Consider the following 16,115-nt stretch of genomic DNA (forward strand, 5'->3'; position numbering starts at 1 on the left):
GAACGGGATCCGGCGGATTCATTCGGCATAAGGCAAGTTTTTCTTCCCTTCAAAAGCATCCGGGCTTTAATATGCGAGGGCCGCCGTTGCATGGCCCGCAAGCAGGCCCGCTTCGGCAAAAACCGGTTGAATGGCCCGAAAAGAATGAGGCCGCCGCAATAATTCCCGATCGGCGAGGAAAAAACAAAAAGGCGGAAAAACTTTCTCCGCCTTCTTGCTTTACGAAAAAATTTCGCTCTCTTTCAGAGTGAAAAAAGAATAGGCATCCAGTCCATAACGGGGGAATTGCGGGGCCTTTTCCGCGAAAAAGCCAGGGAAACGGGATTGGGCGCGGAACCCCCGATATCGGCCTTTTACGCGGCATCCGAACATCATGCGGCCTTTCCGGCGGCTTCCCCGATCATCCGCGGAAGGACCGGATAACTTTTTCCGCCGCTTCCTCCCCTTGGCGGATGCAATCGGGGATCCCCAATCCCCGGTAGGAGCTTCCCGCCAGGTAAACGTTGGGCAAATGGATTTCCATTTCCCTTTCGATCTTGGCCAGCCGCTCCTTATGGCCGACCGTATATTGGGGCATTGCGTCCTTCCACCGGGTAACGACGGAAAATTCCGGTTTGGCAGGCAGATCCATCACCTGGCGCAAATCATCCAGGACGAGGCGGACGATCGTTTCATCGTCCAGATCGACGATCTCTTCGTCCCCCGGACGGCCGACATAGCACCGGAGCAATGCTTTTCCTTTCGGCGCCGTATGGGGCCATTTTTTGTGCGCCCAGGTGCAGGCCGTGATCGATTGGACATTTCTCCGGGAAATGACGAAACCGGTGCCGGTGCCGATCGGCCCGATGTCCCTCTCGGAAAAGGCGAGGGCGATCGTCGCCACGGACGTCGACGGGACCGATTGGAGCGGGGCGAAGAAATCGTATTCTTTCAGCAGCATGGGGACGGCGGAATGGGGAACGGCCAGCACGATCGAATCGGCAACAAATCTCTCCCCGTCGTTTAAAAACACCTCGTACCGGCCGTCTCCCGCCGCGATTTTTACCACCCTTACGCCCTTGAACACGGTGCCGTCCATCAATCTTCTTTCGATCGCTTCCGTGAAGGATTGCAAACCGGTGGTAAAGGTGAAAAACTGCCCTTCCTTTTTCCCCTCTTCCTTCTCCGGTTTTTCCGGCCTTTTCGCGCCGCCCCGAAACATGCCCCTGATCAAACTCCCGTATTTCTGTTCCACATCGTAAAAATGGGGAAAAGTGGCCATTAAACTCAGCTGGTCGATGTCTCCCGCGTAAATCCCGGACAAGAGCGGTTCGATCAGGTTATCCACGACCTCGTCGCCGAGCCTTCTCCGGAAAAACGCCCCCAGCGACTGATCCTTTTCCATCTTTGACCGCGGCAAAACCAAATCCAGGGAAGCGCGAAGTTTCCCGGTAATGGAAAACAGGCGGGTGGTCAAGAAAGGCCATAATCTGGTCGGAACGCCCATCACAGTTCCTTCCGGCACCGGATATAGCCGGCCGTCAACGAGCACGTAGGAACGGCCCGTGGCATTCCGCACGATCCGGTCGCCCATGCCCACCTCTTCCGCCAGTTTTATCGCCGCGGGTTTTCGCGCCAAAATGGAGTCCGGCCCCTTTTCAATGACAAACCCGTCCCCGGTGACCAGGGTTTGCAGCTTGCCTCCCAGCCGGTGGCTGGATTCGAACAGGAGGCATTCGAAAGGCAAATTTTTCTCCCGGATTTCCTTTTGCAGATAATAAGCCGCGGTGAGCCCCGCAATTCCTCCTCCGATGACAGCAACCCTCTTTTTTATTCCATCCATACTGTTATCGCCTTCTTCATTTTTTGCTTGCCAGGATAATATGTTCGGCTTTTTGCGGCCGCCAACGCCCACGCTCCGGCCCCTTAGACGGTTTCCAGTTTTTTCAGCAAAACATCGGCGAGGGCTTCTATAAACAAATCGTTGTCATTGGGCATTTCCGGACGGTAATAGGCGGCCCCGATTTCCTCGGTTACAGCCTTGCATTCCACGTCGTTGTCGTACAAAACTTCCAAATGGTCCGCGACAAAGCCCACCGGCAGGTACATGTACGCCTTGTAACCTTTCTTTTGATGCAGCTCCCTCGTCAAGTCCTGCACATCGGGGCCGAGCCACGGTTCCGGCGTTTGTCCCGCGCTTTGCCAGCCGACGGCGTATTCCTTAATCCCCGCCGCTTCCGCGATCAGCTTCGCCGTTTCCTTCAATTGTTCGGGATAGGGGTCGCCCTGCTGCAGGATTTTTTCCGGCAGGCTGTGGGCGGAAAAAATGGCGGCATAGGATTGGCGTTCTTCCTCGCTCATTTTCTCCACCGTTTTTTTGACTTGCTCCGCCCAGTAACGGATGAATTTCGGTTCCTTATACCATTCGTCGATGGTATGGACCTTCATTCCCCCCAGGTTCTGGCAGGCCTTTTGCACCCGTTCGTTGTAGCTTTTGATGCTGTAGGTGGAATAATGGGGGGCCAAAACGATGCTGACGCCTTCGTCGTATCCCTTTTCCTTCATCTCCTTGACGGCGTCTTCGATGAAAGGATGGATGTGCTTCAAACCGATAAACAGTTCGAAGGCATAACGGTCCTGGACCTCATTGATCCTTTTGGCCAGCTTTTCCGCCTGGCGTTTCGTAATCTCGGAAAGCGGCGAAATTCCGCCAATCGCCCGGTAACGGTTTTTCAAATCCCGGATCTGCTCGTCGCTCGGCCTTCTTCCGTGGCGGATATGGGTGTAATACGGTTCGATGTCTTCCTCCCTATAAGGTGTGCCATAGGCCATGACCAAGAGCGCCATTTTTTTCCGTCCCACGATGATCACCTCATCTATTCCTGGAATATTCATGAACAAACGCTGTCAAGCGTTTTAACGTTTCCGGTTTGACCTCCGGGAAAACCCCGTGGCCCAGATTAAAAATGTAACCTTCCTGTTCCATTCCCGCATCCAGCACCTGTTTCGCCTTTTCTTCGATCGTCTCCCAGGGGGCCAACAATACGGCGGGGTCGAGATTCCCCTGCAGCGCTTTCCGGATGCCCAATTTCCGGGCCTCCCGGATCGGCGTCCGCCAATCGAGCCCGATGCAGTCGACGGGCAGATCGTTCCATTCCGGAAGCAAATGTCCGCTTGATACGCCGAACAGGATGAGGGGAACGTTTTCCTCCTTCAAGGCGGAAAAGATCGCCAGCATATGGGGTTTGATATAGCGCCGGTAATCTTCCCGGTTCAGAGATCCGACCCAGGAGTCGAAAATTTGCACCGCATGGACTCCCGCGCGGATCTGCGCCTTCACGTAAGCGACGGTCATCCGGGAAAGTTTTTCCATCAGCAATGACCAAGTTTCCGGCTCGGAATACATCAAGGTTTTCGTCTTCAAGTAATTTTTCGAAGGCCCGCCTTCGATCATGTAGCTGGCGAGGGTAAAAGGAGCGCCGGCAAAACCGATCAGGGGAACGTTCAGCATCTCTCCGGTTAATATCCGTATCGTCTCAAGGACGAAGGGGACGTCCTCTTCCGGATCGATCTCCCCCAGCTTATGGATGTCCTCCGCGGAACGGACCGGAGGATCGATGACCGGGCCGAATCCGCCCTTGATTTCCACCTCTACGCCGATCGCCTGAAGCGGCGTCATAATGTCGTTGTAAAGGATGGCGGCATCCACCCCGTACTGCTCCACCGGCAGGCTGGTCACATAGGCGCAAAGTTCGGGGTTGCGGGTGATTTCAAAGAGGGAATATTTTTCTTTCAGTTTCCGGTACTCCGGCTGGGATCTGCCCGCCTGCCTCATGTACCAGACGGGCACATGGCCCGTCCTTTTCCCCGCCAGGGCATCGAGAAACGCGCGATTCAACGGTTTCGCCATGCAATAAGTCCACCTTTCCACCGATGCTTGGCAACGATTTCTACCGTAACAATCTGAAAATTGGTCCGAAGGGATCCGCAGATATCCCGCTGTTCATAAGTAAAAATATACTATAAAATATTAGAAAATGGACGAAATGAAAGAAATTGTCATAAAGTTGCCATTTTATCTCCTTTATCATAAAAAAATCATTTCAAAAAAAGAAACGATCCAAGGGCCGCGCTCCTAATTTATCATTTCCTTTTTCCCTTTTCAAACCTCATACTCGGACAAGTTTTTCTCACTGCGGCGGCCATGAAACATTCCTTTCCCCTTTTCAAAAGTCATACCCCAGGGAGGATCAAAGAATGAAAATCCATTGGACAACGGGCACTTACGATTATTTAAAAAAATTGGCGGACCGGCACAGGGAAGAAAAAACGGTTTTGATGGAAAGCGCGGAAAACGCCCTGCTGCTCCACGAAACGGAAGGAAAGTCCTTCTTCCAATATCCCCGGTCCTACGAAGTGGTCGCTTCCTTCAACCCTTTTCCCGATGAAGGGGTTGTCGTCATGCACCATATTTACGTCCAGGAAGAATCCAAACCCGTCCTCGAATACGAATCGCAGCGGCTGACGGCCGAAATGGAAGGAGCGCAAGGCTTGAAAGCCGTCCGTTTTCTGAAGCCGGTAAAAAATGAACCGTATCTTTTCCTCTCCTGCTGGGACCGGGAATCTTCCTGCGAACGGTGGGAACAATCGAAAACCTTCTCCGCTTGGCGGGAAAAGGTGAAGGGAATGGAAAAAACGGGCCATTTTTTCCCGAAATCGGATTACAAGGCGGTCTACTACATCGTCAAGGAAGAGGAACGGGTCCGGGAATAAAGCCCCGGAGACACATTCGGAGGCGCATCCGGAAAGGGGCCGCGGCTTTTGCCGGACCCTCGGCTTTTCGGGGCATGGGAAAGCCCGCTTTATGCGGGCTTCTGCACGTTTTGACCGGCGGCGGATACCGGTTCGTCCCATTTCGAAACGGACCGGTTCAACGGGAAATTGACTCCGGAGAAAATCGAACTTGTTATCCGATACTTTTCGGATCGGACCGGTTCAACGGGAAATCCCCGGAGAGCTTGTCCGCTGCCGGAACGAATCCGGTCCGGCATGCCCCGCTGCAGCTTCCCCTCCGGCGCTCCGAAGTTTCCCCGACTTCAACGTTTCCCCCAATCCCGATCCTTCCGTTTTGCCAATCTCCCCCGGCAATAAAAACGGAGAAACCACAACACAAAAAGGGCGCTTCCCCCGAGCCAAAGCAGGCCGTACTGCCAATCTCCCCGGAGGAAGGGGACGGCGGCGAAGCAGGCCGCCTGCGCCGAAAGCAGGACGCCAAGCAAATGCAGCAACGCTTCGGCCTTCTTCTCTTCAGGAAGGGGATACAGATCCAGCCACAGCACCGCTTCATGATGCCGCCGCAAATCCAGCAGCTGATACCCGGTGCCAAAGAGAAGAAACAAGGAAAGGAGGGCCGAGAATCGGAAATCGGAGACGATGAGATTGAGAAGGATCCCGATCCCCGTGAGCCTTAAATACAGAGGAAAATAATCCCCGCTCCGGAAAAATGTCCGGGCCGTCAAATACCGGAATGCGGAATCCCGGCCGTAAGGAATTCTTCTCAGCAGCGGATCGAGCCAGCGCCGCCGGCGGATCCCGGCCGCCAGATCCGGAACGTCCGTCGCCATGTTGGCCAAACGGTAAAAGGCTTGCATCCTTCTTTCTTCATTTTCGATCAGCCTTTCCCACGGAAGGCCCTTTCCCTTTTGCCGCTTCCAAAAATAGGCCGAATAAAGAAAGAATACGGCGAGAACAGCGGCAAAAAACAGGTATTGTCCCTTGAGGAAATAATAGAAGGCGGCGCCGTTCGCAAAAAACCGGATCAGAAAATCGAACAGCCTGGATTCCGGCCCCGCTTCATGGTCCATAAACCAGCGGACGGCGAGATTGGCGGCCTTCATCACGAGAACCGTCAGGAAAAAGGCGAAAAAGAAGGTCCCGGTGCCTCCCGCGCGCAAATACAGGGGAAGCGCGGCGATGGCGAAAAAGAACAGGACCGCCGCGTTCAGCCCTGCACTGAAAAGAAAACAACGGATCAGGTACGGACCCATTTTTGCTTCCAGGGGAAGAAGGAACACCCGGTCCGGCGCCCGAAAAAAAGTGATGACGCTTCCCCGGGCGGCGAGAAAAGCAAACAGCGCGGCGATCACTCCGTCGGCGGGAAACGTGTCCGGCATGTTTTCCAGCCAACGCTGGTAATAGAAGCCCCCGGCTCCGAGGACGATCAGCAGGAACAGCGCCATATGATCGTTGGCGAGGTATCTCCCGTACCGGACGATTTCCCGGAAACGCTCCTCCGCCCTTTTCGCCCACAATGCTTTACTTTCCATCCCGGTCATCCTCTACGATTTGAATGTACAGTTCGTCCAAGGTCGCGTCTTTCAGGGAAAACTGTTCCCGCAGCTCTTCCAGCGTCCCCTGCGCCTTTACCCGCCCGTTGTGCAAAATGATAAAACGGTCGCAATATTTTTCCGCGGTCGCCAAGATGTGGGTGGACAAAAGGATGCCCGCCCCTTCCTTCCGCCGCCGGTCCATCAATTCCAGCAAGGACCGGATGGCCAGCGGATCGAGCCCGACAAAGGGCTCATCGATGATGTACAGCTCCGGTTCCGTCAAAAAGGCGGACAGGATCATCACTTTCTGTTTCATTCCTTTGGAAAAATGGGCGGGAAACCATTTTTTCCTTTTTTCCATGCGAAATTCCTTCAGGAGCTGTTCCGCCCGCTTTTTGTACTCCGATTCTTCGATCCCGTAGGCCATCGCCGTCAGTTCCAAATGCTCTTCCAATGTCAATTCCCCGTAGAAGACCGGGGTTTCGGGGATGTAGGCGAACCTTTTCCGGTAGGCATCACGGTCCTCGGAAATTTGCTGCCCGCCGATTTTTACCGTCCCCGACTTCGGTTCCATTAAACCGATGATATGTTTAATCGTCGTGCTTTTCCCGGCGCCGTTCAAACCGATCAGGGCGGCGATTTCCCCGACGTTAACCGTAAAACTGACATTTTCAATGACGTTTTTATTCGTATAACCGCCGGTCAGCGAATCCACTTCCAACAATGCCATCATCATTCTCCTTACATCCGTCCTTTTTCCTTTATGTCACATTTTAACAAAGAAAAAGCAAAAATAGAACGCATCCGCGAACCGAAAAGGAGACGGAAGGGACAGCGCAGCCTCCTCCGGGAAAACCGACGCCGATGGGAAACCCATGCTCAAGGAAACTTCATCCGATTGACGGATCCAATGCCCATCGAACGGCATCCGGGTTTCGTCCTCCAACACGGCGAAGGAATGTTCCGAATTTCGGCCGGAATGTCCATCATTTTCATTTTCCTCGGCGTCGGATGGTTTAACATTGAAGGAAAAATATTCAACATGGATTGGAAAACGTCCAAAAAAAGATCCGTCCGTCCAATATTTCGGGGAAAATGTTCCACATGGGTTTCGTCATGATCGGCGGAATGTCCGACATCCCCTTCGGATGGTTCAACATCGGCGTAAAATCGTCCGAAACCGCAGGGAACTGTCCAACATTTTCGATTTATTGTCCATCATTTTGACATTTTCGTTCAACATGGAGAAAAATTTGTCCAACATGAAAGAAACAATGTTCATCATCTCGGAAAAAACGTCCATCATCGCAAGAAAAATGTCCATCATCGCTCCCAGTGTCCGACATCCGAGGCGGTCTGTCCAAAATCGAGGAAAATTTTCATCGCTGCGGGGCCGGAACGGAACGGTGCCTGCCGCCTTCTCATGGCCGGATTTCAGGATGTTTCGATTGCCGCCGCACGGAATTGGGTCCCCTTGTCGCACCGGTCTCCGGCCCCAAACGATTTTTCCGAATTCGGAAACGGGAATTGCAAAAATTTCCCTCCCGGTCCGGTGCATGATTTTTTCAAAGGCGGGCAGGATAAGACATGAAGGAGAATGGAAAATGCAAAAACGTTTTGCGGAGTTGACGGGTTTATCCCGGAAAGCGCATGAAGATGCGGGTTCTCTGTAAACCTTCGGTAAACCAGATGCCCATTTTCTGCCGCACCTTTGCAAGGCTTGCGATGAACCCATTCTCCTTCACCGATACGGCAAGGCTCATGCAGCGGATGCACGGGCCTTGTCTTTTATTTTTTTCAAGAAACCGCCCGACGCGCAGCCCAACCCGCATCGCTGCCGAGAAGCCTCGCCTTTGTTTTTTCAAGAAACCGGCCCCTTGCGAATGTGCCGCCGGGGAAAATATGCTAAAATATTCATAAAAACGAAAGGTGGTACCCATGAGCGATTGTATTTTCTGCAAGATCGTCAACGGGGAAATCCCTTCCGCCAAAGTTTTTGAAAATGAGCATGTATACGCCTTTCTCGACATCAGCCAGGTGACGAAAGGCCATACCCTCGTCATCCCGAAAAAACATTGCAAAAATCTTTTCGAACTGCCGGAAGAGACCGCCCGCAACGTCTTTGAAGCCGTGCCCGGCATCGCCAACGCCATCAAAAACGCCTTTCAGCCCATCGGCTTGAATTTATTGAACAACAACGGCGAACACGCCGGCCAGTCGGTCTTCCACTTCCACATCCACCTCATCCCGAGATACGGCAAAGACGACGGCTTCCGGCCGCTGTGGGAAACCCATAATGACGAGTACAGCCCCGAAGATCTGCAAAGGATTGCCAAGACCATCGCCGAAAACTTCGGGAAATAAAAAAATTACATAATTCAAACCCTATTCAAAAATCGGCAAATATGCTATACTATGGCCACCGGCATCCCTTGCCGGCGAGCTGAGCCCAGTTGAGAAAGTTGAGAAGAGGAGAGGAGAGTTGAGCGATGAAAACGAAAGATCTTGTCTTTATGGCCTTGCTTGTGGGTCTCGGTGCCATCCTGCATCTTACCGTTCCGGGAATCTATTTGGGCATGAAGCCCGACTTCAGCCTGATCATGCTCTTCATCGGCATCCTGCTGTTCCCGGAGAAAAAACATGTCTTGCTGTTGTCTTTGGCGACCGGGATCATTTCGGGAATGACGACGAGTTTTCCCAACGGCTTTTTCCCGAATTTCATCGAAAAGCCGATCACCGGATTTATTTTCTTCGGGTTGTTCCTTCTGTTTAAGAAAAAAGGGACGCCCCTGGTCAACGGACTGTTGACGGCGGCAGGCACCATCGTCTCCGGCCTGGCCTTTTTAAGTTTGGCGATGCTTCTGGTCGGGCTTCCGGGACCGTTTGTTGCCCTGTTCGGCACCGTCGTTTTGCCGACGACGGCATTCAATACCGTCGCCGTACTGATCATCGAGCCGTTGGTGAAAACGATCGGAAAACGATCGAATCTGATTACCCTTGCCGATTGACAAATATCCGCCCGAAAATGAACTGCAGCCCAAATGTCAGGCATGACGACAACGGGAAGTGCAGTTCATTTTGGGCGGTTTTTGTTTTTTCGCCGGAGACCGGCCGGATTCTTTCCCGGACTTTTTGGCGGGTCCCGATTTTTCCGCAGGGACCGAACCGGGTTCTCCCTTTTCCCGAGGAATCCGCAGGTTCACGTTCACGGACCGAACAGAAAGATTCCCGTTGTCCCGATCCCTTCCCGAAGGGCATGTTCACTGTCCGGCGCGGGGCCCCCTCCCCCTTAGCCGGAAAGGGAATCGGCTGCTCGGGCCGGCACCTTTTCGGGAGAGAAGGAAGAAAGCACGCCCTGCCGGTCAAACCTTTGCACCGCCCTCGTCCCTTCCGCCGGTTTGGCCGATTCAACGCGGGAGCCAGACGGCCGATAATTGAAATAAGAAACTTGAAACGACAGATCGCGCAAGCCGATAAACGCTGCCGTACGAAAGCGAAGCGCTGGGCAGCCGAATCCCGGGCGGACAATGTTTCCCCATCAAGTTGCCAAAACGGACGGAACGGCCCCGAAATTATGGAAATATAAGGGTTAAAAACGCCAAGCCTCCTGAAAAAAGCGGCCGCTGCCGATAATTTTCCGCTTGTCCAACATTGCGCCAATAAAGAAAATAAAAAATTTTTTCTATTCTCTTTCCTTGTTTTTATTTTATTGGCATAATAATAACATAGGAAAGAAAGCAGGTGATGGGATTGGAGAACAAAGTGTCGAAAATAGAAGCGCTCCTTTTCAGCCAAAGGGTCGCCCAACTGGGGAAAGCGCTGTGGAAAACGATCGAAAAGGACTGGCAGCAATGGATCAAGCCCTATGACCTAAATATCAATGAACACCATATTCTTTGGATCGCCTACCACCTGAACGGCGCCTCCATTTCCGACGTCGCCAAATTCGGCGTCATGCACGTATCAACGGCCTTCAATTTTTCCAAAAAATTGGAAGAAAAAGGATATTTAACCTTTTCCAAAAAGGAAGACGACAAGCGGAATACATACATTCAGCTGACGGAAAAAGGGGAACGGATCGTCCTGGAACTGTTGGAAAAATACGACCCGTCGAAAAACACGCTGCTGATGGGCGCCCTCCCTTTGAAGAAACTTTACGGAAAGTTCCCGGACATTTTGGACATGACGGCCATCGTCCGCAACATATACGGCGACGATTTCATGGAGATCTTCCAAAAATCGTTCCGGCATTTGGAACAGGACTTCACCGACGAAGACGGCTTCATCCGGAAAAAAAAGAAAAAAGAAATCGTCTAAAAGTATTTCCGGAATTCGTCCATCAGCGGCGAAAACAGTTCCTGTTTCCGCAACGCCTCGACCGTTTCCCGCGCATCCAATTTCCGGTTCAACCGGAAGGAAAATTCTTGGAAAAGCGGAGCGAAATAGACCAATCCCTCCGCCTTTTGTTCTTCCATTTTTATGCTCATCTCCTCACATAAACGGAAAAGGGCTTCCACTTCCCCGCGGCTTAATTTCCTCCGCACGATGATCTTGGAAAATTCCTCCCGGGGGTTTTCCACGATTTGCAACAATAATTCTTGGTGATATTCTAGCGTCTCCAGCTTTTTTTGAAGATCCATCGGCATGCTCCTTTGATTTTCCAACATTTGTCCGTTTCCCTTTCCTGCCTCCTTTGGCATCCCGGGTGAACCGTCGCCTTTGGCCATAAAGCGGCAGGCGAAAGGTTGCTTCCAAATCTCTTCGTAATAGGCGTCCACCTCGGCGGATTCAAGTTTCGGCATCAACATCAAAACCGTTTGCATTCGCCTTATTTATACCCTTTCTTGGACTTCATCCAGGCGAAAGCCAATTTCTTTTGCAGCAAATCACCATGTATCCGTTTTCCTTTCGTCATAATGCGATAATGGAGGAAAGTTCCGGGCGGTCTGCGCCGCCCATACTGTCAACGCTGAGGCGCCAAGCGATGGATATGGATTATTTCTATTCCCGATATCCGATTCCCTTTTTCCGATCATCCGTTTCCCTTTGTATTTTTCCCGTATCTCCCCAAGAAAAAACCCGCCAAGCCGATGCCATACGCGATGAAAACATACAGGGAAAAATGAAGATTCGCGTTGAAAAAATAATTGATCCCATATATAGGACCGAAAAAAAGGCAAGCGGCAATCACGCCGACCAGAGAGTCGGTCGTTTTGCCCAGCAAAAAGGCCGCAATCCCCAATCCCCAATAAAGGGTAGAAAATTTTAAGAAAAAGGAATCCTTTTTTACACCCATCCATAAACCGTATCCGAACCAAAACACAAGGAAAACGAGCGAGGCGGCCATTTGGCGGATGTCGGGTTCATATCCTTTCAGGTATGCGCTGAAATTCACCCAGCTAACGAACGCGGACAGGGCCAACACGATAAGAACTTGCCAGTATCTTTTGATCAACGTCCTTTTTCCTCCTATATGATCATCTGAAACGGGCTTCCGCAAAAAATGAAGGGCGTGAAATACACCGATAAATCAAAGAAGGGAAGGGATTCACGCCTGTTTTCTCCCATCTTTATCTTTTCGGAACACCGGATTGAACCTTTGAAAGATAACCTGTCTGGCTTTTCGGCGTAACAAGGTTAAGACTATGGTGGTCTCGATTGATTGCCGAATTTTTGGTAACATCCCAGTACTGATCGTGTCCGTATACCCGAAACCCATACCATTCATAAATATATTCCACAACGCCATCACATCTCATTTGGGTAATCTCTTCTGCGTCCACCCAAGTGCCGGAGGTTTTCGTATTGTAATTGACCTGATAGATTAAAGTATACGGTATATGTTCACTTCTTAGTTTTCTTCCCAATGCAACAAATCGATCGCGTTCACTGGACGATGGCTGGCGTTTCGGCCGATAAACGCCTTTGAAATTATTTCCTTTCATAAAGTTATTCCATGTATCCCATTTCACATAACTTCCAGAACCGGGAGCATGTAATACGGGGAGATAAGAATCATAATACGGCCCATCCATCATCCCGGCATGCCATGTATAATTGAAAAAAACACCATCCCGGTAAATGGCATACCCTTGAAAACCGCTGGCGGCATAAGCATGGGCGTTTATCATGACAAGCGAAAATAAAGAAAAGAAAATGAAGAAAATCATTTTTTTCAAAATCGTTTTCATTACGTTCACCCCTTTGCGAATATTCGCAACTTTTATTTTCTCTTGAATGGTGCCTCGATCGCCGTGAAGGATTATTGAGCATGATCCAACCACTTTTCATTGCCTTTTATTCCATTTTTTTCGATATTTGCGATCGTCTCTTCTATTTTTTTCTTAAAATCCAGTTCCTTTACTTTACCCGCAATATGTTTTAAAGGTTCGGCCAAATCCGTAATGGGCAGAATATCCATGGCCTGTATGACCAAATTCAACTCTTCCCTCGTGGGATGGTTTTCCAGAATCCTTTTTAAAGTCATAAAGTTTTGATCTACTGCAAACACTTTCAGTTCACGATCGATGAATTCGCTTTTAAGGATCGTTTTCAAAGCGTTTTTGCTTCCCAGATCGGATAAGGCAAAAACCGCGGTATCCTTTAATTCCGGATCATTGCTGTTTTTCAAAATATCCAGATTCAATTGGATAAATTGTTTTTCAAGATTTTCATAGTTTTGATCTTTTTCTTTTGCAGTTTTTAAAAATATTGCCTTGGATTTTAAAGCGGCCTCAAGTTCAATTTTTGAAGATTGATTTAAGTTTGATAAAATTTCTTCCGCCAACTGATTCGCCGCATTTTTATCCAGGCTGTTTAACACCTTTATACTGTGAAAAGCGAGCAATCCATTATCACTTTTGGCTAATTTTATTAATATTCCCACATCGTCCGGCGAAAAATGGGCAGTGGTCACGATACTGGTCTTAGTGGACTTGTCGACCTCCGGATCTGCCAATAAGGCCTTTATTTCATCCAAATTATTTCCGTCTTCGTGTTTCGCAACATATAATTCCACAAAAAAATCTCTGGTCGCGGGCGATAAGGAGGGATTTTTGATATACGTTAATAATTCTTCATCGCTTATTTCGTCTTTTCTTTCAAAGAGCTCAGTTGCAAAAGGAATTAAGGCATTGATATCTCCCGTTCCCTCCGATGATTTTGCCAGGGAGTCCATCTCTTCGATCAACTGTTTTTTGCTTAATGCCGCCAAATCCTTCATCAGTGTTTCCTCATCTTTATCTGCATATTTCTTAAAAATATCGTTTGCAGATGCGATTCCCGCAAAAAACAATAAAGAAAGACAGAAGATTAATGAGATAATCTTAACGTTTTTTGGCATTAAAAATTCACCCCGCATAAATAGTAATAACCGAAAACCCCGTATACTACATCTTAAAAGACCCATCGGGCCAAGATGATTGATTCCTCTTCTTTCTTCAATGAAATGATTGAAGACTCTATTGTTTCAACTATACCAATTATCAAAACCATTGTCGGATGATTTTTATGCCTTGGCAGCCTAGAGGACCGACAGCCGGCAACTCCCCGACCTGAAATACGGACCGTCCTCCGTCGGCGCAAACAGGAATCCCATCGGTGAGCCCAATCCCTTAAAAAGAATAGATGATTTTTTCGGCATCGGCTTCTGAGTACAGCGAAGAACGGGATTCTTGTGTCTTTTTGTCCCTCCTTTCCTGCCAGAACGGCATGCCGGTTTTTTGAAGATGCCATTCATGAAATAACCAAAAAGAACAAACAGGCTACTGAAAACCACAACATAAAACAGATGGTGAACTGTTCGGGGCTGTCTTGCCAATGTTGTTTGCGAAAATTGAATGCCTTGCGATATATTATCCGAATTTCTTCGGTTACACCATTAATATGACATTATGTCAGTTTATTTTCAATAGTGTTATTTAAAAAAAATTCGTTATAATTCGACAATTGTTCGATCAAACTCTGCTTCATGAAAACAACGGCTTTCAATTTAAAAAAGTTTTGTGCTGGCTATTCTGTGTTTTTCGTTAAGAAAAAATGGTCTATGAAATCCTGATCTCCGGTTAGCTCCATAACTTTCTTTTCCCGACATCACAATGGGGACTGTGGAAGTGAACTTCTATCGAAAACATAAAACCATCGGTTGATCGGAAGCCCTCTATGTCGCTTACTCGGCAATCAATTGGTGATCTTTGCCATATACTTCGATCCTGTATGGAAGTCCGGCGACGTCGGCTTGGAATCTCTCCGCTTCCAGGATCGTGACAATATGTTCTTTTATTCCATCGGCAATCTCATGGATATCCTCGTCCGTGCTTTTCAGCGACAGCGTAATTTTTAGATGCAATGTGCCGTCGACCTGCTTATGGGCAATGCCGTCAGCATGATAACCTTCATTCCGTACAACTCGGCACCAATATAGGAAAGGACATCCGAACGTTTCCATCTTTGTTGGTATTCCGGCCTTTCGGCAAATGGCACGGCTTGTACCGGAGGGGAATCTTCCCGGATCCCTTCGATCCGTTTGACGACCAATTCCGTTTTCCGAAGCGCATCGGCCGCGATCCCTTTGGCCTCGTCTTTTACGGATCGGTAATAGGTCCCCGTGCCGATGATCCGAATCTCAAACAAACCATTATCCTCGTGAAACTGAACGGCAACTCCCCGATCGCTGAAACCAATCTCCCCTTAATGCTTCCTTCACTTTTCGGACGGTTTCTTGCTGCAATCCCGTTCCTGCTTCCAAGGGTCTGACGATATGCCGTTCGACCTTGATGGCATTAGCGCCGTAACCCATGGACCGCAAAGTTTCTTCAACGATTTTTTCACATCATCTTTCAAACTAACGGAAGTGCTGGATTGGCCGGAAGGGACGGTAAAAACCGATCTTAAATCTCACCTTGAACCGCTTGAAGAAAGTTTGGATGGCAAAGGAGGACCTGGCAAGTGGATGAACTTCTGAAAAGATTGAAAGAAGAGGGGACCGGATTGAGGTTCCGGAAGAACGCCTTAAAAGGCGATAAGGATGCCATCCGCGGAGGAAGACCCCGGAAAAACTCCGGAAAAACGTATTCTATGCAAGCGGCGCGGCCGTCTTGCTGTTTTCCCTTCTCCACTTATGTCTCCGGTCATGTTCGACCGGCGTTTTGCGAATCTCCTGCAAAAAATTTCGGCCCTCGGCCCAATTTTTGAACGGGAGGACCCCGGGCCGGCATTGGCCGGCCGGCTGAAAAAAGAGGGCTATCCCATTCAATCGCTCAGTTTCCGGCATCAGCGGGAAAAAACGGTGTCCGTATAATCCCCCCGGCCGGCGTCCGCCTTTTCCGAAAAAAAGAGGACCGATGTCCCTTTCCTGCGGGGACATCGATCCTCCCGAAAATCTTCCGGTTTTACCACCAGCATGCACATCCCACAATAATTAACAAAATGAACAAAACGACGAGAAGCGCAAATCCTCCTCCGTATCCTGCCGACATCGCGACGACCTCCTTTCGAGCCTGGGGTTTCACACTATATGTTATTCACCCGTATTCCTTTTCGATTAGGCGTTTCCCTCAAGGCTTCCGCAAATTTCTTAAAAGCCGCATGAACAACCGACCAAAATCAGCAAGATAAACAGGATGACGATCAAGACAAACCCTTGGTTTCCGAAAGACATACAAACCCCTCCTTTTTTCCCTGCGCCATATCCTATGTGAAAAACGCGGAAGGGTTTGGGGCAAACACCCATGGACGGGCGGGAAAAAAATCCGAAAAAAATTTGAATGCGTCCCTTTTTATGGTATATTTAGTTTTGTAACGTTCCGC

The 16,115-nt window shown here is 49.7% G+C and carries 19 protein-coding genes; 5 read left to right on the forward strand and 14 right to left on the reverse strand.

The genetic code is table 11. From position 1 onward, the window contains the following. Positions 1-400: 400 nt before the first annotated feature. From hemY to hemE, 3 genes are all read right to left on the reverse strand, one after another. Entirely contained in the window at positions 401-1,822 is a 1,422-nt protein-coding gene (gene hemY / locus A3EQ_RS0118945; RefSeq protein ID WP_026500086.1) for a protoporphyrinogen oxidase, read from the reverse strand. 83 nt (positions 1,823-1,905) lie between these two features. Beyond that, on the reverse strand, positions 1,906-2,841 hold the full coding sequence (gene hemH / locus A3EQ_RS0118950) for a ferrochelatase (RefSeq protein WP_026500087.1): 936 nt from the start codon (positions 2,839-2,841) through the stop codon (positions 1,906-1,908). Between the two features lie 10 nt (positions 2,842-2,851). Beyond that, entirely contained in the window at positions 2,852-3,889 is a 1,038-nt protein-coding gene (gene hemE, locus A3EQ_RS0118955) for a uroporphyrinogen decarboxylase (RefSeq protein ID WP_020156717.1), read from the reverse strand. 347 nt (positions 3,890-4,236) lie between these two features. Between hemE and A3EQ_RS0118965 the strand changes: the two genes are divergently transcribed. Further along, on the forward strand, positions 4,237-4,752 hold the full coding sequence (locus A3EQ_RS0118965) for an antibiotic biosynthesis monooxygenase (RefSeq protein ID WP_020156719.1): 516 nt from the start codon (positions 4,237-4,239) through the stop codon (positions 4,750-4,752). A gap of 323 nt (positions 4,753-5,075) precedes the next feature. Here A3EQ_RS0118965 and A3EQ_RS21480 read toward each other — a convergent pair whose 3' ends face one another. From A3EQ_RS21480 to A3EQ_RS22655, 3 genes are all read right to left on the reverse strand, one after another. Then, positions 5,076-6,305, reverse strand: coding sequence for an ABC transporter permease (locus tag A3EQ_RS21480; protein WP_020156721.1), 1,230 nt, complete (start codon positions 6,303-6,305; stop codon positions 5,076-5,078). Then, entirely contained in the window at positions 6,295-7,041 is a 747-nt protein-coding gene (locus A3EQ_RS0118980) for an ABC transporter ATP-binding protein (protein ID WP_026500088.1), read from the reverse strand. The genes A3EQ_RS21480 and A3EQ_RS0118980 overlap by 11 nt, the downstream gene beginning before the upstream one ends. Positions 7,042-7,942: 901 nt before the next feature. Continuing rightward, on the reverse strand, positions 7,943-8,173 hold the full coding sequence (locus A3EQ_RS22655) for a hypothetical protein (protein ID WP_154652927.1): 231 nt from the start codon (positions 8,171-8,173) through the stop codon (positions 7,943-7,945). 64 nt (positions 8,174-8,237) lie between these two features. Here A3EQ_RS22655 and A3EQ_RS0118995 point away from each other — a divergent pair, with 64 nt between their 5' ends. The 3 genes from A3EQ_RS0118995 to A3EQ_RS0119015 all read left to right on the forward strand — a co-directional run bounded on the left by A3EQ_RS0118995 (position 8,238) and on the right by A3EQ_RS0119015 (position 10,625). Further along, positions 8,238-8,672: an HIT family protein gene (locus A3EQ_RS0118995; RefSeq protein ID WP_322786165.1), complete on the forward strand. Its 435-nt coding sequence runs from the start codon at positions 8,238-8,240 to the stop codon at positions 8,670-8,672. Positions 8,673-8,797: 125 nt separating this feature from the next. Beyond that, the gene (locus A3EQ_RS0119000) at positions 8,798-9,316 is read left to right on the forward strand and encodes a tryptophan transporter (protein WP_020156726.1); all 519 of its coding nucleotides are present in this window, start codon (positions 8,798-8,800) and stop codon (positions 9,314-9,316) included. Between the two features lie 736 nt (positions 9,317-10,052). Continuing rightward, on the forward strand, positions 10,053-10,625 hold the full coding sequence (locus A3EQ_RS0119015; protein ID WP_020156728.1) for an HTH-type transcriptional regulator Hpr: 573 nt from the start codon (positions 10,053-10,055) through the stop codon (positions 10,623-10,625). Here A3EQ_RS0119015 and A3EQ_RS21925 read toward each other — a convergent pair. The 6 genes from A3EQ_RS21925 to A3EQ_RS0119050 all read right to left on the reverse strand — a co-directional run bounded on the left by A3EQ_RS21925 (position 10,622) and on the right by A3EQ_RS0119050 (position 14,939). Further along, a complete protein-coding gene (locus A3EQ_RS21925; RefSeq protein WP_169382731.1) occupies positions 10,622-11,110 on the reverse strand; it encodes a DUF1878 family protein in 489 nt (162 codons plus the stop codon). The genes A3EQ_RS0119015 and A3EQ_RS21925 overlap by 4 nt on opposite strands. 230 nt (positions 11,111-11,340) lie before the next feature. Beyond that, positions 11,341-11,763, reverse strand: coding sequence for a hypothetical protein (locus A3EQ_RS21485; RefSeq protein ID WP_020156730.1), 423 nt, complete (start codon positions 11,761-11,763; stop codon positions 11,341-11,343). 115 nt (positions 11,764-11,878) lie between these two features. Next, positions 11,879-12,499, reverse strand: coding sequence for a hypothetical protein (locus A3EQ_RS0119035; RefSeq protein WP_154652928.1), 621 nt, complete (start codon positions 12,497-12,499; stop codon positions 11,879-11,881). A gap of 71 nt (positions 12,500-12,570) precedes the next feature. After that, a complete protein-coding gene (locus A3EQ_RS0119040; RefSeq protein ID WP_020156733.1) occupies positions 12,571-13,650 on the reverse strand; it encodes a hypothetical protein in 1,080 nt (359 codons plus the stop codon). 825 nt (positions 13,651-14,475) lie between these two features. Then, positions 14,476-14,655, reverse strand: a complete 180-nt coding sequence (locus tag A3EQ_RS0119045) for a hypothetical protein (RefSeq protein ID WP_020156734.1) — start codon at positions 14,653-14,655, stop codon at positions 14,476-14,478. Further along, the gene (locus tag A3EQ_RS0119050; RefSeq protein WP_020156735.1) at positions 14,646-14,939 is read right to left on the reverse strand and encodes a hypothetical protein; all 294 of its coding nucleotides are present in this window, start codon (positions 14,937-14,939) and stop codon (positions 14,646-14,648) included. Before A3EQ_RS0119050 ends, A3EQ_RS0119045 begins: the two co-directional genes overlap by 10 nt. A gap of 127 nt (positions 14,940-15,066) precedes the next feature. Between A3EQ_RS0119050 and A3EQ_RS0119055 the strand changes: the two genes are divergently transcribed. Continuing rightward, complete coding sequence (locus A3EQ_RS0119055; RefSeq protein WP_020156736.1) at positions 15,067-15,270, forward strand: hypothetical protein; 204 nt, start codon at positions 15,067-15,069, stop codon at positions 15,268-15,270. Positions 15,271-15,697: 427 nt separating this feature from the next. Here the strand turns inward: A3EQ_RS0119055 and A3EQ_RS22325 are convergent, their stop codons facing one another. Further along, positions 15,698-15,784: a YjcZ family sporulation protein gene (locus A3EQ_RS22325; RefSeq protein ID WP_081626277.1), complete on the reverse strand. Its 87-nt coding sequence runs from the start codon at positions 15,782-15,784 to the stop codon at positions 15,698-15,700. A gap of 98 nt (positions 15,785-15,882) precedes the next feature. Next, complete coding sequence (locus tag A3EQ_RS23290) at positions 15,883-16,038, reverse strand: YjcZ family sporulation protein (protein ID WP_081626278.1); 156 nt, start codon at positions 16,036-16,038, stop codon at positions 15,883-15,885. Between the last annotated feature and the right edge of the window lie 77 nt (positions 16,039-16,115).

The organism is Caldibacillus debilis DSM 16016 (genome assembly GCF_000383875.1).
GTDB classification, from domain to species: domain Bacteria; phylum Bacillota; class Bacilli; order Bacillales; family Caldibacillaceae; genus Caldibacillus; species Caldibacillus debilis.